This is a genomic window from Sandaracinaceae bacterium, from assembly GCA_020633055.1.
Classification (GTDB): Bacteria; Myxococcota_A; Polyangia; order Polyangiales; family Houyiibacteriaceae; genus JADJJE01.
On sequence record JACKEJ010000006.1, the window covers coordinates 794463 to 816860 of the forward strand.

The window sequence follows — 22398 nt, forward strand, 5'->3', positions numbered from 1 at the left end:
GAGCTCGGCGCTCAGCGGTCGAAGTGGGTGCGTCGGTCGAAGTCACGGTGGGTTTCGTAGAGCGCGTCGTAGTGAACGACGAAGTATGCGCTGTTGACCAGCAGCGCCAGCAGACCGGCGGCCGTCGTGACGCGAGCCCAGCCCGTCGTCCAGCGCGAGGGCCAGGCCTCCGCCACGACGAACGGGACCAACGCGAACAACAAGAACGGGGTGATGATCTTCCGCAACACGCTCCATCCCGCGGGCTCCATCGCCCATGGCAGTTCGTGCATGAAATTGAACCCGTACATGACGAGCAGCCCGACCAACAGGAGACCGCCGAAGAGGTTCGGGCGCTCGAGCAGGTCGTCCAAGAAGTGGCCCGCGCCCAAGCACACGTACGGCATGACGGGCAAGATGTACCAGCCGAAGGTCCAGTTCCCGCTCGAGAGCGCCAGCGCCGCGAGATACACCAGCGGAGGCAGGCTGAGCACGCTGCGCCGCGCGTCGTCCAGCTTGCCGAAGCCCAGCGCGTAGCCGAGCCACGCGAACAGGACCTGCCCGTGTCCGACGAGGTTGTGGTTGATCAGGCCGTCGGCGAAGAATCGCGGGAAGATGTTCCAGTGGGCGGGGCGCCCGGACGCCTGGTGCGCCGTGCTGAACACGAATAGGTCCCAGTCGACGTACGCCCCGTAGAGCGCCAGCGGGAGCAGCCCCAACACGCCGCCCGCGCACGCCACGAGCGCAGGCCGGATGCCGCCGTGGAGGAAGAACAGCAACACCAGGGGCGGCAGGAAGAAGGCCCCCGGGACCTTGGCCAGCGCCCCCAGACCCGTCACGAAGGCTGCTGCCCAGATGAAGCGCTCGCGACGGTCATCGTCCGCCTGCCAGCGCAGGAAGAGGTAGACGCCCAAGAGCGCGAGAGGTGTGAGCAGCGCCTCCTCTTTGATGACACGCTGCTGCACGATGAGGGTGGGGAGGGCGCTGTACAGCAGCGCGGCGAGATAGGGCGTGCGCGAGCGCGGGAACAGCTGGCGCCCGATGGCGACCAGGAGAAGCAGCGAGGGCACGTAGAGCGCGATGGGGACCAAGCGCGTATACGTCAGGCGCGCCTCGAGGTACGTGCGCGCCCCGCCCAGCTTGGCTGCAGCTCCGGCCAGCAGGTGCAGCAGGGGAGGGTGCTCCAGGTATGGCCTGATCACCGCGAAGGGGTTGAGGCCGAAGTAGTCCACCTGCTCGACGGCGACGCGGTCCCCATACACGTCGGCCCACAGCGACCAGCCGCGCGTGCCACCGTCGGTGAGGAGCTGGAAGCCATTCCAGGTGGCGAACAGCTCGTCGGGGTTCTCGCCGTATTCCGGCATGGCGGCGTAGTCGAACAGGCGCGCGCCCAGCCCGAACGCGAGGATGGCGAGCAGCGCGGCCAGCCCCGCGCGACGCCGAAAGCGTTCAGGGTCCCGCGTTCCGAGCAGGACACCACACGCCACGAGCAGGGCGGTGCCCCAGAGCACCCAGGGGAGGGCGGGCGAGCGGGTCAGCGGGAGGGGGTGTGAGGGACGCAGCGCCGTCACGGGGACGCGCGCATAGCCGCTCCCGGGCTGCGTGGTGTCGCGAAATTCGAGGCCGATCGCCGCGTCGTCCGGGAACTGCGCGTCGAGCACGAGCGTCAGCGGGTGGCGCCCGGGGTCGAGGTCGACCGCCTCGCTCGCCACACGCAACGCGTTGCGCCGTGTGTGCCGGGGACGGATCGTCCAGCGCGCGCCCGCGGGCACTTCGATGGTCCCGTCGAGCGTCACCCGGTAGGGCACGCGACCGCGCGGGAGCGGGTGCGCGCGGAAGTTCCAGCGCTGTACCAAGATGGCGTTGATGCGGTGCTTGGTCTCGAACAGAGGGCGGGGCTCGTAGCCGTGGTAGACCGGAAACTCGCCACCCGGGTCGCGCACGGTGACGGCGATGTCGAGGCCGTGTTCCGCGCGTCGGAGCAGCAGGGGCGCCCCCACCAAGAGCGCCACGGTGGCCGCGGAGAGCGCGGAGAACGCGACCTTGCGGGCGCTCATCGGTACGCCTCCGGGACGTTCGTCGTGCCGATGAACGTCTCCAACGTCTGCATCAGCTGGCGCTGCTCCGGCAGCTCGTCGTCCACCAGGTTGTTGCGTTCGCGTGGGTCCGCGAGCATGTCGTACAGCTCCACCGTGTCGGTCGTGAGGTCGCGGATGAGATGGTAGCGCCCTCGAATCAGCGCCTTCACGTGGTGCGTGGGTCGGGACCACGAGTTCTCTTGGAAGATCGGCCGGTCGGGCGCCGGACTGCCACCCAGCAGCGTGGGCAGCAAGCTCTCCATCGTCGCGCTCGATGGCGTCGGGACGCCCGCCAGGTTCAGCAACGTCGGGAAGACGTCGCCCGTCGCGACGGGCTCGGGCACGCGCCGCGGCAGCACGTCAGAGCCCAGGAAAACCAGCGGCACGTGGGTCACCTCGCGGTAGAGCGTCCGCGCGTGCGGATCACGGCCGTGCTCGCCGAAGTTCTCGCCGTGGTCCGCGGAGAGCACCGCGTAGCGTGGCCGCGTGTGGGCAGGATCGAGCACCAGGCGCAGCGCCTCGGCCACGAACGCTTGCACGTGGTGAATCTCCTCGTCGTACAGGTCGATGGACTGCTCTCCGAAGCGAACCGCCTCGTGGTCGACGTACGGGTGGTGCGGGTCGAAGAAGTGCAGCCACACGAAGCGCGGCGCGCGCTCCAGATCCCCGGGGGCGGCGTCGTCGGCGGGTGGGGCGAGCAACGCGCGGGCGCTCTCCAGCACGAACGGCCCCAGGTCTCGAGGGCGTCGGTGGCACACCTCGTCGAACTCGTCGAAGCCACGGCGCAGGTTCCACGCGACGTTCGCGAAGAGTGAACCGCACAGGCGCGCGTGGGTGGTGTAGCCAGCGGCTTTGAGGTGCTCGGCCAGGGTCGTCTCGCTCTCGGCGTAGTTGGGCGGAAAGCCCTCGGCCACCAGCTCCACCTGGAAGGGCGTCTTGCCGACCATGAGCGACCACAGGCTGGGGCCCGTGCCCGAGTCCTGGCTGTACGCGCGCTCGAAGACGATCCCGCGCTCCGCCACGGCGTCCAGGTCGGGGGAGGTCGGGTGCGTGCGGTACCCCATGAAGCCCAGGTGGTCTGCCCGTAGCGCGTCCACGGTGATCAGGAACAGATCCGGGGCGACACCGCTCAATGGAACGAACGCGCTCTCGGCGGCGCGCGCCGGCGACGCTTCGACCACGCTGTCGGTGCCGTCGCAGTTCTCGTCGACGCCGTTGCCCGGGAGCTCGCGCGCGAGCGGGTTGCGTGTGGCGTCGAGCGGCGCGCAGTCGCCTCCGAAGGGGAACGACGCCACGCCGTCGCGGTCGAGGTCGCTGAGGCTTTGGAGCCCCGCGACGAGATAGCCCGTGCTCCACGTGGCGCGGCCGGCGAAGGCACGCGCGCTGGGCTGGCGCCAGCTGAGCACGACCGTGGCCGCAGCCAGCACGGCGAGCGCGAGCCCGAGCGGAGCGGGACGCCGCAGCCCACGGGGGGCTCGGACGAACACCGCGAGGGCGACGAGCACGAGCGCCGTGGGCGCGCACAGCGCGTAGGCGCCCAGGTGGGAAAGAGTCTCGTGGTGCGTGGCGACGAGGAGCGCGCTCAGCAGCAGCGCGGCGAGCGCGAGCGAGGCCAGGAGCACGCGCGGAGTGGGGACCCGCGGGAGCGTGTCGAAGGCCCGGCGCACCGCGAGACCCACGAGCAGCGCGCCCCCGACTGCGGGGAGCGCGAGCAGGCCCGACGCCAGCGGGACCCAGGTGTCGCTACGGGTCGTCCGCACCACGAGCGCGACGGCCAGGGCCACGTCGAACACGAGGGCCACGGTGGCGACCGCCGACGACAGGATCCGGCCACTCACGCGGCGCGCTCGCGTCTCCTCGTCCGCCCGGAGGGCGAGCGCGCCCCGCGCCGACGCGCTGACGCGGTCCAGGCCACCGGGTGCCACGAGCGCTTCCAGCACCGCCGTCACGGCGGCGCAGAGCACCGCGGCGAGGGTGAACAACCCCAGGACGAGCAGCGCGCCCGACGCGCTGAACGGGACTTCACCGTCCAGGCTGGCCGCCAGCTCCACGGTGGTGGCCGCCAGACCGCCCACCAGCCAGGCGCGCAGCCAGGCCCCGGGCGGCGACCCGACCCCCACAGCCGGCGGCGCCAGACCCTCTCCTGCCGGCGGGGAGGCGCGGTCGTGTCTCCCGGCCTCGTCGGGCCGCGTTCCGAGCGCGTCTCTCGCCGGGGGATCCGCGGGTGGCTCGTCGGGGGGTACGGGCATGAGCCGCGGATGATAGAGGGCAAGCGCGTGGAGGGCGAGCCCATCGGCGGAACCCATCGGCCGAGCTCTCCGTGGGCTCAGCCCACCAGACTCTGCAGCAACGCCAGCAGGGAGGCCCCTCGCGCCGTGTGGGCTCGCACACGCGCCTCGCGCGTGGACTCGCCTGTGACGGCCAGCGTCAAGCGCGCGTCGGGGTGCAGCACGTCATCGAAGCGCGCCCCCCACTCGACCACACAGACGGCGCCCTCCTCGCGCCGCTCGAGCAGCCCGAGCTCCTCGACTTCCTCTGGTCCCGACAGCCGATAGAGGTCGGCGTGAAGGACGAGGTGACGCGCGTCGTACTCGTGGACCAGGGCGAACGTGGGGCTCGCGACGGGTTCGTCCTCCGGCACGCCGAGGGCATGCACCAACGCGCTGGCGAGCAACGTCTTGCCTGCGCCCAGGGGTCCCTCGAGCACCAGCAGGTCGCCTGGGGCCAGGGTGCCCGCGAGCGCGCGCGCGAGTGCGCGGGTGTGCTCTTCGTTCCGGAGTGGCATCACGTACGACGCGGGCTCGGCGTGGTCGGGAGGACTCATCGCGCGCGAGCATACTGCGAAAACACTGCGCTGCCCCCGCCGCGCCCAGGGCCGTGCCCAGAGCCGTGCCCGCCTTGCGTGCTGGACGCTTGGCTGTGACGATGCCCCGGATGCGCACCCCCGTCGTGACGCGCGTGCCCCTCACGCCTCGCGGGCGTCGCACCCTCGTGGTCGGCCGCGCCCACCTCGTGAGCTTCGCGCTGCTCGCCTTCGGGGTCGGCGTGTCCGCGTCACGCGGCGCCGCGCAGCGCCCGAGTCCCGCGGCCGAGGGGTCGCGAGCGCTCGTCACCGCAGACGAACCCAGGGATCGGGTGGACCTGCGCGCGCGACTCGACCCTTCTACGCACCGCGTCGAAGGGTCGCTGACGTGGCGTTTCACCAACCGCAGTCGACGCGCGATCGAAGCGCTGTACTGGCACCTGTATCCCAACGCCTTCCGAGCCCCCGAGCGCGGAGGCAGCGTGTTCTTGCGCGAAGGGGGCACGGCGATTCGACGTCGCGCGCTGGGTCGGGAGGGCCACCTCGAGCTCACCTCCCTCGCGCTGGACGACGGCACGGACCTGCTCGCCCGCTCGACCCTGGACGTCGGGATCCCGGATGACGCCACCCAGCTCCAGACGTCGCTCCCCCGGCCGCTCCCCCCCGGGGGCACCCTCACGCTGCGCGCCTCGTTCGTGACGCAGCTCCCGGAAGCGGTCGCGCGCTCGGGCTTCGCGGGGGACTTCCACATGGTGGCGCAGTGGTTCCCCAAGCTCGCGCGGCTCGAGCCGAACGGACGTTGGGCACACTTCCCCTACCATGGCATGGGCGAGTTCTACGCGGACTTCGCGGACTACACGCTCGAGGTGCGTGTCCCTGTGTCGCTCACGGTCGTCGCGGGAGGAGACGCGCGCCCAGCACGCGAAGAGGGTGGCGAGCGCGTCTACCACTTCGAAGCGCGTGCGGTGCACGACATCGCCTTTGCGGCGGCCCCCGACTTGACCGTACTCGAGCGCGACGCACCCGCTGCGCGAGGGGCTGTGCGGCTGCGCGTCGCCCACCCGCCGGGCTACGAGCACGCCGCGCAGGCGCAGCTGGAGCTCACGACCGCCGCGCTCCAGCACATGGCGAGTGCGTACGGCGACTATCCCTACGCCACCCTCACCGTCGTCGTCCCACCCGAGGCGGCGGTCGCCGTCTCGGGCATGGAGTACCCGACCCTCTTCGTGTCGAGTGGTCCGTGGTGGGCCTCGGCACGACCCTCGTTCGGGATGGGCGCGGCCGAGACCTGCGTCCACGAGCTGGCTCACCAGTGGTTCCAAGGCCTCGTCGCGACTGACGAGGTGCGACACCCCGCGTTGGACGAGGGCCTCACCAGCTGGGCGGCGATGGACTTCTTCCAGACGCGGGACGGACACGCCAGCGGGGGGCGTGTGGGTCGTGTCACGTTCGATGTCTTCGAGGTCGAGCGTAGCTACTCGCTGCCTCGCGTGACCCCGCGCTCCCCGCTGTCGGCCGCGTCGGACTTCGACACGGACGCCTACTTTCGTACGGTGTACGTGTACGTGCCGCTCGCGCTCGAGAGCGTCGCGCGGACTTGGGGCCGTGAGCGCCTGCTGCGGGCGCTGGGCGACTACGCGCGCGCCGGGCGCTTCCAGCACCCGGGTCCGCAAGAGCTGCGCGCAGCGTTCGAGCGCGAGTACGGGGCCTGGTTCGTCGAGGACGTGTTCGACGCGATCTTCACGCGAGGTTGTACGCTGCACACGGAGCTGAGCGAACCCGTGTCGCGTTGTGACGCGTCCGGGTGCCGCGAGGAGCTCGTGGCCCGTCGTCGTGGGTGCTTGCCCTTGCCCCTCCAGATCGAGATCACGTCCGACGAGGGCACGCGGCGGCTCCCGTTCCCCGCAGACGTTCACGAGCTGACTGTGGTCGTAGACCCCGCGCACGTGCATCGCGTCACGGTCGACCCCGGCCGCCGCAACTTGAGCGACCCGCGTCGACTGGACGACGTGCGGGTGTTTCCGGCGCGAGCCAGCACGCCGCCCACGCGTGGCGCGGGTCTGTCCACGCGCATGCTGTCCCTGTTCCAGCTGCTGCTCTCTCTGGGGGGGCCGTGAACGCGCGCGCCGTCCTCATCACGGCGGGGTACGTGCTGATCGCCGAGAGCGTGATCGCGGCGCTGCTCTCCCTCGGCGTCACGGGGCCCCTCGACGCGGCGTTCGCGAACGCGGGTGGCCTGCTCGCCGCGGCCCAGGCTCCCGGTGCGCCGTGGTTGATCGAGGGCGCGCTGCCGTTGGTGTTCGGGTCGCCGCGCGTTTGGCTCGCCGCGCTCGCCTGCGTCGCCGCGTGGGCGCTGCTCGCGCCCCTGCTTCAGCTCGTGTGGCTCGCTGGGCTGCGCTCGGGTGCGTCCGATCTTCCGGCGGCCGCCGCGCGGGGCGTGGCGCGGTTGGGCGCCGCTCTGCGTCTGCGACTCCTGCTGTTGGTGCCCGCCGCGCTCGGGGTTGGGACCATCGTCATCGCCGTCGTCTACGCTCAGCTGGTCTTCCGCGCGGCCTCGGACCGCGCCTCCGATCTCGCCGCGCTCGCTGCGCTCACGCTGGGGCTCCTCGGGCTCAGCCCCCTCAGGGTCGTCAGTGACCTCGGCCACGCCGCGCTGGTGCTCGAGGCCCCAGCCGCTGGCGAGGCCTTGGCGCTCGACGCGCGGCAGCGCACCTCCGGCCCAGGGGTTTTGGGCGCAAGTGCCGCGTTGGCGACCGCGCTGCGCGCGCTGTCGTTCGGGCTCTACGTCCGCTGGGCGCTGGCGACTTGCCTTGGCGTCGTCGCGCTCGTCACGGCGAGCGCGCTCACCGGCGTCCTCCGTGACGCGGTGGCGGTCGTGGTCGTCGTGCTGGCCGGCTTCCTCCGCTATGCGCTGCGCTCGGCCTGGCTGGCAGCCGCGCTGGGATCGCTTCCGCGCCTTCGCTTGGGCAGCGTGACGCAGAAGCTCGCGCCTCCCGCGCCGTCGTCCGCGTCCTCCGCCGAGATGCTCCCACCGTGATCCGTCACGATCTGGCGTACCAGCGCCAGCCCCAGGCCGATGCCGTGGCTGCGGCCGGAGTAGAACACTTCGAACAGGTGCTCGCGCGCCTCGGGATCGAGCCCCCGCCCGTGGTCGCGCACGATCATGCGCACGCTGTCGCCGCCGTCCACGACGCTCACCACGACGGTCTGGCCCGGCTGAGATGCCTGCAGCGCGTTGCGAAGCAGGTTCCACAGCACCTGGCGCAGCTGGTCGCCATCGGCCTCGACCACGAACTTGGCTCCCTCCTGTTCGGGGTCCCCCAGCGCGATGCGCACGCCCAGATCTTCCGCTTCCATGCGCGCTACCGACACGATCTCGGCGCACATCGCGCCCACGTCCACGGGGAGGGGCTGCGGGACGGAGGGGCGCACGGCGCGGAGCATGGTCGCCACCAGGTTGTTCAAGCGCTCGGTCTCGCGGAGCACGATGCCGAGCAGTCGCTGGTCATCGGCGTCCATCGTGGGGCTGTCCCGCACCAGCTCGACGCTCCCGGAGATGCTCGTCAGCGGGTTGCGGATCTCGTGGGCCAGGCTCGCGGCCAGCTTCCCCAGCTCGGCCAGTCGCTGCGCCTCGGCGGCCGCATGCTTCAGCTTGTTCACGTCCGTCAGATCCTGGAACGTGATGACCGCGCCCGTGACGCGGCCCTCGGCGTCCATCAGAGGTCCCTCGCGGAACCCTACGGGGAAGGTCGTCCCGTCGGGGCGGGTGGCGAGCCCCTCCGTGCGTTCGTCGTCCGCTTCGGAGAGCGGGAGCAGCTGCGCGGCGGGCAGACCCAGCAGGGGTGCCGGATCGGAGTGGAACATCGCCGCTGCCGCCGGATTCATGGAGTCCACACGCCCCGATAGATCCGTCGTCATCAAGCCAGACGAGAGCGATCGTACGATGTCCGCGTTGCGACGGAGCAGCTCCGCGACGGTACGCTCGGCGTCCGCGAGCTGCCCACCCGCGGTCTGCACGCGCAGCGCCAGGTTGGTCGCCAGGAGCGCCACCGTCCCGATGCCCACCACGTTGCTCAGCGTGAACGTCGCCAGCTCCACGGTGGAGAGCGTGCCCAGCATCTCGACCTGGTCGGGAGGGGTCGGGACGACGCCAGCCAGGACGCTCCAGCTCAGCCCCAGGAAGAGCACCACGGAGCTCCCCGCGACCCAGAGCGCCGTGCGGGGGCCAGCCACCATCGCGCCAGCGAGCGTCAGGAGTCCGTACAGGAACGTGAGGGGGCTGGCGGCCGCGCCCGTGAGCCACAGTAGACCTGTGGTCACCAGCAGGTCCATTCCCAGCAGGAGCGCCGTGGCGCTCTGTGCGCGACGCCCGAGACCCGCCAGCCCGATGGTGCTCGACGCGAACAGCACGACGTCCAGCGCGAAGATGGTGTCGCGCGTGAACGCGTAGCGTCCAGTGCCGAGGGCCGTCGCACCGACGAGGATCAACAGCGCCACCCCGAGGCGCACCATCAGCCACGCCAGCAGGCGGCGCTCGACTCGTGACCTCGGCTGCGCGACCACGCTCAGTGCTGCTGGATGTTGTCGGCGATGGTGAAGATGGGCAGGTACATGCCGATCAGGATGGTGCCCACGATGCCGCCGATGAAGACCATCATGAACGGCTCGATCAGCGACATCAGGCCCGCCACGGCCACGTCGACCTCCTCTTCGTAGAAGTCGGCGATCTTGTTGAGCATCGTGTCGAGCGCGCCGGTCTGCTCACCGACCGCGATCATCTGCACCACCATGCTCGGGAACACGGCTGTCTCCATCAACGGCTCGGACATGGTCCGGCCTTCACGGACCTGACTCGCGGTCTTGTTGATGGCCTCTTCGACGATGACATTGCCCGACGCGCGCGCGACGATGGCCATGGCATCCAGGATGGGGACGCCGGAGCTCAGCAGGGTGCCCATGGTGCGCGTGAAGCGTGCCACGGCGATCTTGCGCATGACGGGTCCGAGCACGGGCACGGTGATCATCGTCTTGTGCCAGAAGCGCTTCCCGCCGGGCGTCTTGTAGCTGTAGCTGATGGACGTGCTGATCGCGATGATGCCCAGGATGAGCCAGATCACGTTCCCGCGGAACCAGTTCGAGAAGCCGATGATCTTCTGCGTGAGCCACGGGAGCCCGTCCTCGGAGCCGAACTGCCGGAACATGTCCTGGAACGTCGGGATGACGAACTGCAGCATGATGGCGATGACGGCGAACGCGATGACCAACACGGCAGATGGATAGACGAGCGCCGAGCGCACCTGCCGCTGCAGCTTCACGCGCTTCTCGATGTACACGGCCAAGCGCCGCAGGATGGCGTCGAGGATACCGCCCACCTCACCGGCCTGGATGAGGTTCACGAAAAGGTCGTCGAAGACCTTGGGGTGCTCACGGAGGGCGTCCGAGAAGGTGCCGCCCTGTTCGACGAACCCCTTCACGTCGGTCAGCATCTTCCGAAAGATCGCGTTCTCTCCCTGGGTCGAGAGGATGTCCAGGCACTGCACCAGGGGCAAACCCGCGTCGATCATCGTCGCGAACTGGCGGATGAAGACGACGAGGTCCTTGTCGGTCACCCCCGTGCCGATGGTGATGTTGATCTCCTTCGGCTTCTTCTTGACCTTGACCGGGTTCAGCTGTTGCGTGCGCAGGCGCTGCTCCACCACTTCCATGGTGTCGGCCTCCATGACCCCTTTGCGGGTCTCACCTGTGCGCGCTTTCGCTTCCCAAACCCACTCGGCCATGAAACCTCCGGAAACCTTCTCTCGGAAGCCAGCATGCTACCGGAAGCGTGGGCAGCCCGTCAAAATCGGCTACACGATTGCAGCCACATTCGACGGGGCTACTGCTGCAGGTAGGGGTTGGTGCCGAAGCTGAAGCCCATCTGAGCGGGCGGCGGATCGGGCCGCGTCGCGGGTGGTGGGGTGGGCTCCATCGCCGGAGGCGGGGTGGGTTCGGCCGCCGCGGTCGTCGTGGCCGCCGCTGCCTCGCTCGACCCTCGACGACGGCCCACGCTGCGCATGTGGCCGCCTTCGGACCCGGAACTCGACTCGTCGGCGCCATCCTCGTGCGTGTCCATCGCGCTCGCAGCGGGTGCCTCGGCGACCTCGGGCGTCTCTTCCGGGGTCGCATCGGGGGTCGCATCGGGGACCGTGGCCGTGGCTGGCTGCGGCGTCGCTTCGACCACGGGCGCCGGTGTGGCAGGCCCGAGCGGCTGCGCCACGGGGGACGGCCGGTTGGCTACCTGCCAGGCCAGCAGACCGCCACCCACGAAGGCGACGAGCAGCAGGGCCACGACCAGCATCTTGATGCCGCTCCCACCGCTGGACTGCGGCGCAGGGGTACCCATCGTGGGCAGCATGTGCTGTCCGCTCAGGATCACCGGCATCATCCCGGTGCCGGACTCCGAGTGCATGCCCGTGATCATGCGCCGGCCGGACACGCCAGGCAGCGACATGGAACCGGACGACCCGTCTCGGGCCACCGGCATGAGCGCCTCGCCCATCTCGCGCTGACCCAGGGACTCGATGGCCTCCTGAACGCGACCGCGCTCCTCGTCGAGCTTGGCGCCGATGAGCTCCGTGGCCAGCGCGCCGACGGCGCGGGTGGTGCCGATGCCGCCGTTCAGGCGGGCCACCTCTTCCGCGGCTTCCATGAACTCGTCTGCGGTCTGGAAGCGTAGGTTGGGGTCACGGTGCAGCGCCTTCTCGAGCAGCGCGTCGAAGGGCTCCAAGTCCGGCCACAGGCTGGACGGCATGGGGATCGGGTCGTTGAGGATCTTCGCCAGCGTCGCCGCGTTGTTCTCGCCGCGGAAGAGCCGCCGGCCCGTGAGCGACTCCCACAGGATGATGCCCATGCTGAAGAGGTCGGAGCGCTGATCGGCCTCACCCGTCGAGGCCTGCTCGGGCGCCATGTAGCTGAGCTTGCCCTTGAACTGGCCCGCGCGCGTGGAGGCCATGCGTACCTCGGCCTTGGCCACGCCGAAGTCGGTCAGGCGGCTGATGCCGTCGGTGCCGACCATGATGTTGTGCGGCGACACATCGCGGTGGACGATGTTGAGGGGCTCGCCCTTGTCCCCCGTGAGCGAGTGAGCTGCCCCGAGTCCCCCCAGCGCGTCAATGATGATCTTCATCACCAGGCTGGTGTCGAGCCGACGGCCCTGCTTCGCGGAGCGCCCGAGCAGCGCGCCCAGGTGGTCACCCTCGATGTACTCCATCACCAGGAAGTAGCCGTCGCCGCCCGAGTCGCTGATGTCGAGCGTGGGCACCACGTTGGGGTGCCGGATGCGCGCGGCGAGGCGCGCCTCGTCCAGGAACATCGAGATGAACTCTTCCTCGTATGCCAGGTGCGGGTGCAGCACCTTGATCGCGACGAGGCGCTCGAAGCCAGCGACGCCGATGGCGCGCGCGATGTACACGGCTGCCATGCCGCCGGACGCGAGCTGGGTCAGCACCTCGTAGCGGCCGAGCACGCGCCCGGCCATGTTTCGTGCTTCGTTGGCTCCGCCCGGAGCGTTGGCAGCTGCGGTCATCTCAGAACGTACCTTCCAGGAGGAGCATGCCTCCCTGCCGGGACAGACCCACCGTCGGTGTCACACCTTGGGAGTCCTCGCTGCTCGCGTCCTCGTCGTCGTCGCTGCCGCGCCAGTCGGTGAGGATGCCGATGACCAGGGTGGTGGCGGCGAGACCGGCGGTGACGCCGATGAGCGCGTTGGTGCGCTTCTCGCGCTGCTGCCCGTCACGCAGCAGGCGCCGCGCCTCCGTACAGTCGCCGCCGGCGCTGGTGCACATCTCCGCCGCGTCTTCGTAGGCGCCCACATGGTTCTGGGTGTCGATGCCCGACCACAGCATCGCGGCGCCCGCGCCGAGCGTGAGCGCGCCCGCCACAATGAAGGTGGCGCGCGGGAAGCGGAAGGGCTCGTTGATCACGATCGGGTTTCCGTCGGAGTCACGCTGCACCAACGGCTCGGGCGGCGGAGGCGGCGCCTCGAACGAGAGCGCGCGTGTCTGGCCCGCGCGAGCGCGGACGGTCTGTGTCACGCGGCCATGCTCGAAGCCAGCGGCGACCTCGTGCTCCACGCCCGGCTCCACGAAGAACGACAGGCCACCCGTGAGCGAACCGTCCACCTCGACGGCGCAGTTGGCGTCGCACGTCACGTCGATGCGGACGTACTGGGCGGCGGCTCCCTCGAGCACCTCGGCCGCCATGGCCTGTGCAGCTTCGTTGTCCGGGTACGTCTGCTGCAGGCGCAGCGCGAGCGACGCGGCGCGCATCTGGTGGCCGGCGCGGCGGCGCGCCTCGATGGCGTGGGAGAGGGCCGCTGGCGCGGGGGACAGACGGTCTGCCGTCTCGAACCACTGCGCGGCGGCTTCCCAGTTCTCGGTCAGCGCTTCTTGCGTGCCCCGGTCGAAGGCCTGCGCCGCCGCTGCGCGCTCACGTCCCTGCGCGCTCGCGCTGGCCGCCAGCGCCATGGTGAAGACGAGCGCCGTCAGCGCGAAGGCAATGGATTTCGTGTGGTTCATGCGAGCGTTCGCCATTTCAATGCTGCCCCCAGAATGCCTGTAGGTTTATTGGCTAGTCAAGACTGGTGTGACGGGGGGATGAAATATATCCCCAATCAGGGATGGGTGTTCCCAACGCCCGTTCGAAAGCCCCGTTCCGCCACACGCGGGGCTAGGTCTCGCGCCGTTGTCCGGACTGCGCGACGGGCACCTGGGTGCGGATCATGGACTGCAGCTCTCCGGGCTCCGCGGAGCGCCCAAGCGCTGTCTCGAAGTCGATGGTGCCATTGGTGTACAGCTGATAGAGCGCCTGGTTCATCGTCTGCATGCCGCTGATGCCTTGGCCCGTCTGCATGATGCCGTAGATCTGGTGCACCTTGGACTCGCGGATGAGGTTCCGGATGGCGTGGTTCGGAATCATGACCTCCAGTGCCAAGGCGCGTCCGGGACCGTCGGCGCGTGGCACGAGCATCTGGGTGATGACGGCCTGCAACACAAAGCTGAGCTGCGCGCGGATCTGCGACTGCTGGTGCGGCGGGAACACGTCGATGACGCGGTTGATCGACTGCACGGCGCTGTTCGTGTGGAGCGTCGCGAACGCCAAGTGGCCCGTCTCACTGATGGTCATGGCGGCCTCGATGGTCTCGAGGTCGCGCATCTCACCGACCAGGACGACGTCCGGGTCTTGGCGCAGGGCGTACCGCAGGGCGCCCTTGAAGGACTCCGTGTCCGCGCCGATCTCGCGCTGGTTCACGACGGAGAGCTTGTTGGGGTGGAGGTACTCGATGGGGTCCTCCACGGTCAGGATGTGGTGCCGCTGGGTGGAGTTGATCTCGTCGATCATGGCCGCGAGCGTGGTGGACTTACCCGACCCAGTGGGACCGGTGACCAGCACCAGGCCGCGCGGCAGGTGGGCGATCTCGCGCAACACCGGTGGCACCCCCAGCTCGTCCAGCGTGCGCACCTTGAACGGAATCGCGCGGAAGGCCGCCCCGACCGCGCCGCGCTGCATGAAGACGTTGGCGCGGAAGCGCGAGATGCCCTTCACGTTGAAGGAGAAGTCCAGCTCGTTGTCCCGCTCGAAGCGGATCTTCTGCTCGTCGGAGAGCACCTCGTAGCACAGGGCCTTCGTCTCGATGGGCGTGAGCGGTGGCGTGCGCAGCGGCACGAGGCTGCCGTCGATGCGGATCTGGGGCGGGGTCCCGGTGGTGACGTGCAGGTCCGAGCCGCCCCGGTCGGTCATGACCTTCAGCAGCTGTCGGATGGAGAATCGCGGGCCTTCTTGCTGCTCGTCCATGGCGCCGACGATATCAGAGTCCCCGGAACCCGCGCGCTATAGTTCGGTCTTGATCCAGGCGCGGCTGTGCAGCTGACGGGCGCGACCGCGGCGCCCCACCACGCGCCCCGCGGTCTGCGCGGCGAGGAAGAGCCCCTCCATGCCGAGCGCAGGGACGTTGTGCGGGCCCGCCAGCAGCAGGTTCTTGATGGGCGTGCGCGTGGGCAGCCCGCAGAAGCCGAGTCCGTCACGCACGGGGTAGCCATAGAGCGTGGTCATGGTGCTGGGGCCGCGCTCCCACGGGGCTGCGCTCGGGATGTGCTCGTCCCGCACCGGGTCGTACGCGTCGCGCCCGTCGTGGGGTGAGTCCACCAACAGCAGGCGGTGCCCGTCCAGCAAGAACGGAATGAGCTCCGCGAGCCCCGCCAGCACGCGCTCCCGCTCGGTCCCCAGACGGTCGCCGCGCTCCTCCACGTCGCGTCGCGCGATGAGCGTCTGCACGCACAGCAGCTGGGTGCCGTCGGTGATGGGGCCGACCGAGATGTAGAGGGGGGCCTCGCTGGGGTCGCCGAGCGCGCAGAAGACATCGCTGCCCATGCCCTCGGGGACACAGCCGGCGCGCACGACCACGTTCAGCGTGAAGCGGAACCAGCGCGGCTGAGGCTCGCCCCGGCGCTCGAACAGGGGCTCGAACACCCCGCGGTCCGGCACGAGCTGCAGCAGCTCCGAGATGCTACCGGACGCGACGACGTAGTCCGCGCCGATGTCCTCCTCCGTGTCGTGTAGGCGCACCCCGGCGACGCGCCCGCCGCGGACCAGCACGCGATCGGCGGCGTCGCGCGCCTGCACGGATCCGCTGTGCGAGACGATCTTCTCGCGCAGCGCCTCCTCGAGCCACGTCATCCCGCCTTCGATGTGCGCGGCGCCCTTCCACCACGCCTCGAACACGCGGCACATGGCCTGTCCGTCCAGCTGCTGCGGATCGAGGCCGGTGCCCAGCATGGCGGGCAGCTGCATCACGCGTCGGAACGCGTGGTCGCGTGGGAGCTCGTCCAGCGGGTCCCAGTCCCCGCTGCGCTCGCGGAAGCCCTGGTGCGCCGTCGCGCGTGCGAACTCACGGCGCTCGAAGAAGGTCTGCGGAGGCCAGACCAGCTCGCGCTCGAACAGGGCGTCGAGCCGCTCCCCCACGTGCGTCACGGTGCGCAACGCCTCGGCGACCGGGCGCCTCACGTCGCCGAACTCACGCAAGATCTCCAGCTCCAGCAGTTCGGCCTCGGCCGCCATGTCGAAGCGTACGCCCGGCAGCGCGACTTGGAAGGCTGGATCCATCGCGGTCGCCTTGCGGCGCAGCAGCTGGTGCAGCGCCAGTTCGCTCATGATGCGGCGCGCGACGGGGCAGTGCGCAGCCAGGAAGGGGGTGCGCTCGCGCGGCAGGGTGTACCCGGCGATCTCGTACGTGTCGGGCAGTCGGTGCTGCCCCAGCACCAGCACGCGGTAGCCGCGGCGCGAGAGCAGCGCTCCCGTCAACAGGCCGGGCAGGCTCGTGCCCAGCACCACCGCGTCGTACGAGCTCGCGCTCATGCGGGGTCGTCGAAGCGCGGCGCGGTGTAGTAGCCCGCCGCGCAGGGCGCCTGGGTGAGGGTGGGGGGAGCGAGGGTCAAGAGGCCCTGCGCCACCCAGTGGATGACCGTGGGCAGCAGGGCGTGCTCGGCCACCTGGATGCGCGCGTGCAGCGCGTCTGCGTCGTCCGTGGGGAGCACGGGCACGGCCGCCTGCGCCAGGATGGGGCCAGTATCCACGCCGTCATCGACGACGTGCACGGTGCAGCCCGTGAGGCGCACGCCGGCGGCGACCGCTTGCCGCGGCGCGTCGTGCCCTGTGAAGCTGGGCAGGAGCGAGGGGTGCACGTTGATCAGACGGCCGGGGAAGCGCTCGAGCAGGGGGCGCCCGAGGATGCGCATGAAGCCCGCCAGCACCAACAAGACGTCGCGCTGCGCGCTCAGGTCGGACACGGCGTCCGCTAGCGTGACGTTCCACGCGTCGCGGTCGGCTCCGCGGGGGAGCGGCACCACGCGCGTGGGCACGCCGCGCGCTTCGGCCAGCGCGAGGGCGCCTGCGCCGGGCTTGTCGCTGACCAGACCCACCACGCGCGCGTCACAACGGCCGGCGTCGATGGCCTCGAAGATCGCGGACAGGTTGGAGCCCCGGCCGGACGCGAGCACCACGATGTCGACCGTGGACACTCAGACGACCTTGATCCGGGCCTCGCCGGTCGCGTCCGACGCGATGATCTCGCCCACGCGGTAGGCGGGCTCGCCGACGGCGTCGAGGGCAGCCTGCACCGCGGCGACGTCGGCGGGCGGGACGATCATGGTGAAGCCGAGGCCCAGGTTGAAGGTGCGCTGCATCTCGGGCTCGGCCACGCCGCCCTCGCGCTGGATGAGGTCGAAGATGGCCGGGCGGGGCCAGCTGCCGAGGTCCACGCGCATGCCCACACCGTCTGGCAGGCCGCGGTGCAGGTTGCCCGGCAGGCCGCCGCCCGTGATGTGGCAGAAGCCGCGGATGTCGCCGGCGGCGAGCGCGGCGCGCGCGACGTCTGCGTAGATCTTGGTGGGGCGCAGCAGCACCTCGCCCAAGGGCGCGTCGAGGCCCTCCGGCGTGTCGTTCAGCGATAGCGGGTTCTCGCGGTCCAGCAGCGCGCGGCGCGCCAGGCTGAAGCCGTTGCTGTGCAGGCCGGAGCTGGCCACGCCGAGCACCACGTCCCCCACGGCAATGCGCTCGCCCGTGATGACCGCCTTGCGCCCGACGACGCCCACGGCGAAGCCGGCCAGGTCGTACTCGCCGCCGGCGTAGAAGCCTGGCAGCTCGGCCGTCTCGCCGCCCAGCAGCGCGCAGCCCGCCTGCTTGCAGCCGTCGGCGATGCCGCGCACCACGGCCTCGCCTTGGTCCACGTCCAGCTTGCCGGTGGCGAAGTAGTCCAGGAAGAACAGCGGCCGCGCGCCCACGGTGAGCACGTCGTTCACGCACATGGCCACCAGGTCGATGCCCACCGTGTCGTGCTGATCGAGGGCGAAGGCGAGCTTCAGCTTGGTGCCCACGCCGTCGGTGCCCGACACCAGGATCGGGTCCTCGATGTCGCTGGGGAGCCCACACAACCCCGCGAAGCCCCCTACGCCGCCGATGACGTGCGGCGTGCGCGTCGCGGCTGCCAGGGGCTTGATGCGGTCGACCAAGCGTTCTCCAGCGTCGATGTCGACGCCCGCGTCGCGGTAGGTGAGGCCTTTCATGCAGCCGCGTGTAGCACGCTCCGCGCCCGGCGGCGAAGCGCCCCGCGCTACTCGGCCGCGCTGGGGGCGTCTGCTGGAGCCTGGGGGGCCGTGGGCTCGGACCCGCGCATGCTGGCCGCGACGCCGGCTCCGATGATGAGCAACAGGACGACGACCACACCAATGACTTGCCGCTTGGGCTTCTCGGTGGGCAGGGGCGGGAGCGGGATGGCGTCGAGGGAGATCTCCCCAGACAGCGCGTGCTCACGTTGCGCCACCTCGGCGGGGCTGGCCCCGGCGCCGTCGTTGGCCACCTGCCACGACGGCTTGAAGCTGCTGGCGAAGCGGTCGTGCGCGGCCGCGTCGAACGACTTTGCTTCGGCGCTGGCTGGGGCTGCGTCCCCCTGGCGGTTGGACTCTCTGGGGCTGTCTTTGGGGCTGTCTTTGGGGTTGTCTTCGGCACCGGCCTTGGCGGTGGCCGGGGCGTCACCCGCTGGGCCCGCGGCGTCCGCGGCAGCGGCTCGGGTGTCGGGAGCGTCGACCGCGCTGGCTGCAGCGGAGCCCGTGTCGCTGCTCTTCCCGGCGTCGTTGGCGGCCGGCGCCATGGACGCCGACTTCGCCGGTGCGGTGCTTTCCTTGTTTCGTTTCTTCTTCTTCGCCACTCGTGTCTCCCGAAGACCGCCGGTCCCCGCTCAGTCGTTGCCTGGGAAGAGCTCCGCCAGGCGGTCATCCCACTCGTCGGCCACCGCCGCCACCGTCGTGATGAGGTCCTCGAACTCCTCGAAGTCGAGCCCGCCCAGGCGGCGCAGCGCCCGGAGATACAAGGCGTCGCGGTCTTTGTCGATCGCGAACGCGCCATCGCTGGTGACCAAGAAGTTGAGCTCCAGCAGGCGGCGATAAAATTCCTCGCGGCCCTCGCGCGGCACGTCCATGATGCGCGACAGGAGCAACAAGGTTCCATGCTCTACCAGCACGTTGATGCCCACCGTCGCCGAGCCGCGCTGCACCTCGGTGTACCCGTCCCGGTCCAGCGGCGCGATGGCGATGCCGACCTGATCGCCGAAGCGGCGGAGGTAGTCGTTCACCATCTCCGGAGCGTCTCGGTAGGCGCGCCCGCTCGGTCGGTCTTGGAACAGTGGGGACTGGGTCAACGGCTCACGGGGGAGGGCGGTTGAGGGGGCCTGCGCGAGGCGGCCCCCCGAGTTGGTCGGAACGTATCAGGGTGCGCGGAGCTTGGCGAGCGGCACCGTGCGCCACGGCCCAGCTCGCGCTGCTGTTGGCCGTGACGCTGCTCTCTGGCTGCGGGTCCGGCGCGGGCGACGAGGCCTCGTCCCAGGAGCACGAGCAGCCGGTGGACCGCCTGGAGGGGGCCGGTGACTGGGACCTCGAGCGCACACGCAGCGAGCTGGAGGCCCTGGGGGCCGAGGTCGAGGAGGCGCGCGACGCCGTCACACGCGCCCGACTCGCTCGGCAGCGAGGTCAGCTGGCGCGCATGCTGGCCGCGCGCACCGGCGACGCCGCAGACCTGAACCAGGCGCGCGCATGGCTCACGTCGGCGCTGGCGGCTCCAGCCGACGAGGTCGCGTCGTGGTCGCTCGACGCGGAGCGCTGTGAGGCGGGCGACGAGCTGGTGAAGCTCGAGTCCATCGAGGCGCACGACCTGGCCGCCGCGCGCCGCGTGGCCGCCGGGCTGGTGGAGCGCTTCGCAGTGGCCGACGAGCGCCCGGACGCCGCGCCCGAGCACGCCGCCGACCAGCTGCGTCTGCTGGACTGCCTGCGCCGCGCGCGTCGGATGAGCGCCTCGCTGGACGGTGCGGCGGAGCTCGACGGTGGTCCGCAGGATCCCCACGCTTTCCACGGCTCGGAGGTGGCCGATGGCGGGACCGCGGAGAGCGCCGGCGCGGGTGGGCCGGCTGGTGCGGGCGTAGGCGCGCCGGGCGACGAGGCCGCGCGTTCGGGCGACGCGCCCACCCTGCGTGACATCGCGGTGTACTCCGGGGGCGAAGAGGGCGCGCGGGCCGTCTTGCGCTTCGACGGCATCCCCACCTTCACGGTGGGCCAGTCCCGAGGCGGGGCAGACGAGCCGCCGCGCGCATGGCTGGACATCGCCAACGTGGTCGCGGAGCCGACCCTCGGGGAGACGTGGCGGGTCGCCTCGGGCGGGCTCCAGCAGGTGCGGCGGCTGACCACGGCGAGCGGCGGCGTGCGCGTGCTGTTCGACCTCATGCCGGGCGCCCGCCACCGCGTGTTCGCGCTCCCCGAGCCATTCCGCTTGGTGGTGGACATCGAGTCGCCCATCAGCGTCGCGCGCGCAGTGCAGCCTCGGCTCCCGAGGGGCGCGCCGCACCCGCGCGCATCGTATGCTGGACCCAGGCCGCGGCAGGACCGGGCGCGGGGCGTCGGCAGGGCGCCGCGAGACCAGCTGGCCTGGACCGGCCACGCGTCGCCATCCTGCTGCGGCGCGCCCTGGGGTGCGGTGTTGCTCACGCGTCAGGCCGACGTGACCCCTCTCCTCGGGGCGCACCGCCATAGCCGCGCCGTGGGCGCCGACCTCGCTGTCATCCACCTCAACGCCGCCGACGAGCCGGTGGAGCACGGTGGCGTGACTACGTTCGGCACTTTACCAGCGGCGCGTCAGGTAACCCGCCTGGGCCGCGCGCGAAACGGACACTCCGCGCGATCACGGACATGCAGCGGTTGCTCGCGGGCTTGCATCAGCGCGACAGATAGCCCTCTCGCGGCGAGCTGGCAGGAGCCGCGGCACCTCGCGGGCGGGCGCCGATCTCCCCCGCTTGCCCGACCGCGGGGTGCTGGCAGTTCCACAGTGGGCGCGCGCATACGCCGCCATCCTGCTCGAGGCCTCCTTCCTCAGGCCCGACAGGCGGCGGCGCTGGGCACGCTGCGCTACCGGCAGGCCCTCGCCGAAGGCATCGCGGCGGGCATCACGCGCTACGTGTCCGGGTCCTGAAGTTTCTACGCGGTGCAGAGACCATCGCGCGGGGTCGTGCGTCTCGGGGAAGCACGCGGGCACGCGCCGGCTCTCTCGGCTGGGCCTCGTCCGCACGAGGTGATCATGGAACCCACTCGGCTCTCGAACCGGGCGCTGGCCGCCCTTTGCCTTGCGTGCGCCTTCTTCGGCGCCACCACGACGCGCGTCTCGCTCGTCTGCGCCCAGGCGTCTCCACCGCAGAACGGGACGTGGATCGAGGCGGATCCCGTCCACACGCAGGTGATGGTCGGTGACGACGGCCAGACCTACGTCGCCATCTGGCTCGACGTCCCCGCGGCGCCCCGCGCCACCCGGCGGCCTCCCATGGCGGTCTCCATCGTGGTCGACACCAGCGGCTCCATGGCGGGCACCAAGATCGAACAGGCTCGCCGGGCCGCGCTCCAGCTGCTGGAGACCGTGCGGGACGGCGACGTGGTCAGCGTCTTGGGCTTCGAGAGTCAGGTCTGGCAGCACGTCGCGCCCACCGTGGTGACTCAGGCTTCGCGCAGGGCCATCGTCCGGGCCATCGAGGGCATCGACGTAGGCGGCGGGACGGCCATGTACGACGGGCTCGCCGCGGGCCTCGCCGCGCTGTCGCAGGCCAGCTCCGAGCACCCGGTGCGCAGGCTCTTCTTGATCTCGGACGGACACGCCAACGTGGGTCCGTCGTCGGCCGAGCAGCTGGGCGCGCTCGCGGCCACCGGCCTGCAGCACGACGTACACGTCACCGGCATCGGCGTGGGTGTGGACTACGACCCGGCCACGGTGGGGCAGGTGGTCGTGCGCAGCGCCGGGCGCTTCTATCACTTGGCCGAGCCGCACCAACTCGCGGGTGTGGTGGCCGAGGAGATCGCCGCGCTGTCTCAGACGCTCGCGACCAACGCCGTGGTGGAGTTCGAGCCCGCCGTGGGCGTGCGTGTCCTCGAGGGCGTGACGGAAGGCAGCCAGGTCACGGCCGGCCGCTTCCAGCTCTCCATCGGCTCGCTCTACACGGGCCGGCGCGTCGAGCTGCTGGTGCACGTGCAGCTGCCCACCGACACGCTGGGTGCACACCCCCTCGGCGTGGCGCGTCTGCGCTACGAGCTGCCCAACCGCACCCGCGAAGCGCGCGTCCAGGAGCGCCCCGTGACCTACACGGTCACCCAAGACCGCCGCGCCGCCACGCGCAGCGTCTCCTCGCGCGCCTACGTCATCAGCCACACCCAGCTCGCCCTGCGCGACAACGAACGCGCCGTCGAAGCCCTCCGCACCGGCGACCAACAAGCCGCCGCCACCGCCCTCGACGCCGCCGCCGCCCGCCTGGAGGTCGCAGCCAACCAAGCCCCCAGCGCCCCAGCCCGTGCCCGCCTCAACGAGCGCGCCGCGACGTACCGCAGGCAGTCGTCGTTTTCGCGCAGCGCGTCGAGCGGCGCCGCGCAGCGCGACGTGGGCGCCACCATCCGGGCGCATGCGTACCACGACTCGGCGTACTGA

16 protein-coding genes are annotated in these 22398 nt (G+C 70.9%); 3 read left to right on the top strand and 13 right to left on the bottom strand.

The window, feature by feature from the left end; all coding sequences use genetic code 11:
• Nucleotides 1-11: 11 nt before the first annotated feature.
• The 3 genes from H6726_12775 to tsaE form a co-directional block, all read right to left on the bottom strand.
• Nucleotides 12-2036, bottom strand: a complete 2025-nt coding sequence (locus tag H6726_12775; protein MCB9658514.1) for a glycosyltransferase family 39 protein — start codon at nt 2034-2036, stop codon at nt 12-14.
• Nucleotides 2033-4306, bottom strand: coding sequence for a sulfatase-like hydrolase/transferase (locus H6726_12780; GenBank protein MCB9658515.1), 2274 nt, complete (start codon nt 4304-4306; stop codon nt 2033-2035). Before H6726_12780 ends, H6726_12775 begins: the two co-directional genes overlap by 4 nt.
• Nucleotides 4307-4383: 77 nt before the next feature.
• Nucleotides 4384-4842: a tRNA (adenosine(37)-N6)-threonylcarbamoyltransferase complex ATPase subunit type 1 TsaE gene (tsaE, locus tag H6726_12785; protein MCB9658516.1), complete on the bottom strand. Its 459-nt coding sequence runs from the start codon at nt 4840-4842 to the stop codon at nt 4384-4386.
• 149 nt (nt 4843-4991) lie between these two features.
• On the opposite strand from tsaE, the gene H6726_12790 reads away from it, so the two are divergent.
• Nucleotides 4992-6977 carry a M1 family metallopeptidase gene (locus tag H6726_12790; GenBank protein MCB9658517.1) on the top strand — a complete coding sequence of 662 codons (1986 nt, stop codon included), beginning with the start codon at nt 4992-4994 and terminating at the stop codon, nt 6975-6977.
• Nucleotides 6978-7764: 787 nt separating this feature from the next.
• Here H6726_12790 and H6726_12795 read toward each other — a convergent pair.
• The 10 genes from H6726_12795 to H6726_12840 form a co-directional block, all read right to left on the bottom strand.
• Nucleotides 7765-9423 carry a PAS domain-containing protein gene (locus H6726_12795; GenBank protein MCB9658518.1) on the bottom strand — a complete coding sequence of 553 codons (1659 nt, stop codon included), beginning with the start codon at nt 9421-9423 and terminating at the stop codon, nt 7765-7767.
• A gap of 2 nt (nt 9424-9425) precedes the next feature.
• A complete protein-coding gene (locus tag H6726_12800) occupies nt 9426-10637 on the bottom strand; it encodes a type II secretion system F family protein (protein MCB9658519.1) in 1212 nt (403 codons plus the stop codon).
• A gap of 98 nt (nt 10638-10735) precedes the next feature.
• Nucleotides 10736-12424 carry a protein kinase gene (locus tag H6726_12805; GenBank protein ID MCB9658520.1) on the bottom strand — a complete coding sequence of 563 codons (1689 nt, stop codon included), beginning with the start codon at nt 12422-12424 and terminating at the stop codon, nt 10736-10738.
• Nucleotide 12425: 1 nt separating this feature from the next.
• Nucleotides 12426-13415: a hypothetical protein gene (locus tag H6726_12810; protein ID MCB9658521.1), complete on the bottom strand. Its 990-nt coding sequence runs from the start codon at nt 13413-13415 to the stop codon at nt 12426-12428.
• A 151-nt stretch (nt 13416-13566) separates the two neighbouring features.
• Nucleotides 13567-14691, bottom strand: a complete 1125-nt coding sequence (locus tag H6726_12815) for a type IV pilus twitching motility protein PilT (GenBank protein ID MCB9658522.1) — start codon at nt 14689-14691, stop codon at nt 13567-13569.
• A gap of 36 nt (nt 14692-14727) precedes the next feature.
• Nucleotides 14728-16251, bottom strand: a complete 1524-nt coding sequence (locus H6726_12820; GenBank protein ID MCB9658523.1) for a hypothetical protein — start codon at nt 16249-16251, stop codon at nt 14728-14730.
• On the bottom strand, nt 16248-16913 hold the full coding sequence (locus tag H6726_12825) for a phosphoribosylglycinamide formyltransferase (GenBank protein ID MCB9658524.1): 666 nt from the start codon (nt 16911-16913) through the stop codon (nt 16248-16250). Before H6726_12825 ends, H6726_12820 begins: the two co-directional genes overlap by 4 nt.
• The gene (locus tag H6726_12830; GenBank protein MCB9658525.1) at nt 16914-17957 is read right to left on the bottom strand and encodes a phosphoribosylformylglycinamidine cyclo-ligase; all 1044 of its coding nucleotides are present in this window, start codon (nt 17955-17957) and stop codon (nt 16914-16916) included.
• A gap of 47 nt (nt 17958-18004) precedes the next feature.
• A complete protein-coding gene (locus H6726_12835; GenBank protein MCB9658526.1) occupies nt 18005-18541 on the bottom strand; it encodes a hypothetical protein in 537 nt (178 codons plus the stop codon).
• Between the two features lie 87 nt (nt 18542-18628).
• Complete coding sequence (locus H6726_12840; protein MCB9658527.1) at nt 18629-19087, bottom strand: YbjN domain-containing protein; 459 nt, start codon at nt 19085-19087, stop codon at nt 18629-18631.
• 131 nt (nt 19088-19218) lie between these two features.
• Here H6726_12840 and H6726_12845 point away from each other — a divergent pair, with 131 nt between their 5' ends.
• Together H6726_12845 and H6726_12850 are read left to right on the top strand one after the other, a co-directional pair.
• Nucleotides 19219-20904, top strand: coding sequence for an AMIN domain-containing protein (locus H6726_12845; protein MCB9658528.1), 1686 nt, complete (start codon nt 19219-19221; stop codon nt 20902-20904).
• 105 nt (nt 20905-21009) lie between these two features.
• Nucleotides 21010-22398, top strand: a complete 1389-nt coding sequence (locus tag H6726_12850) for a VWA domain-containing protein (GenBank protein MCB9658529.1) — start codon at nt 21010-21012, stop codon at nt 22396-22398.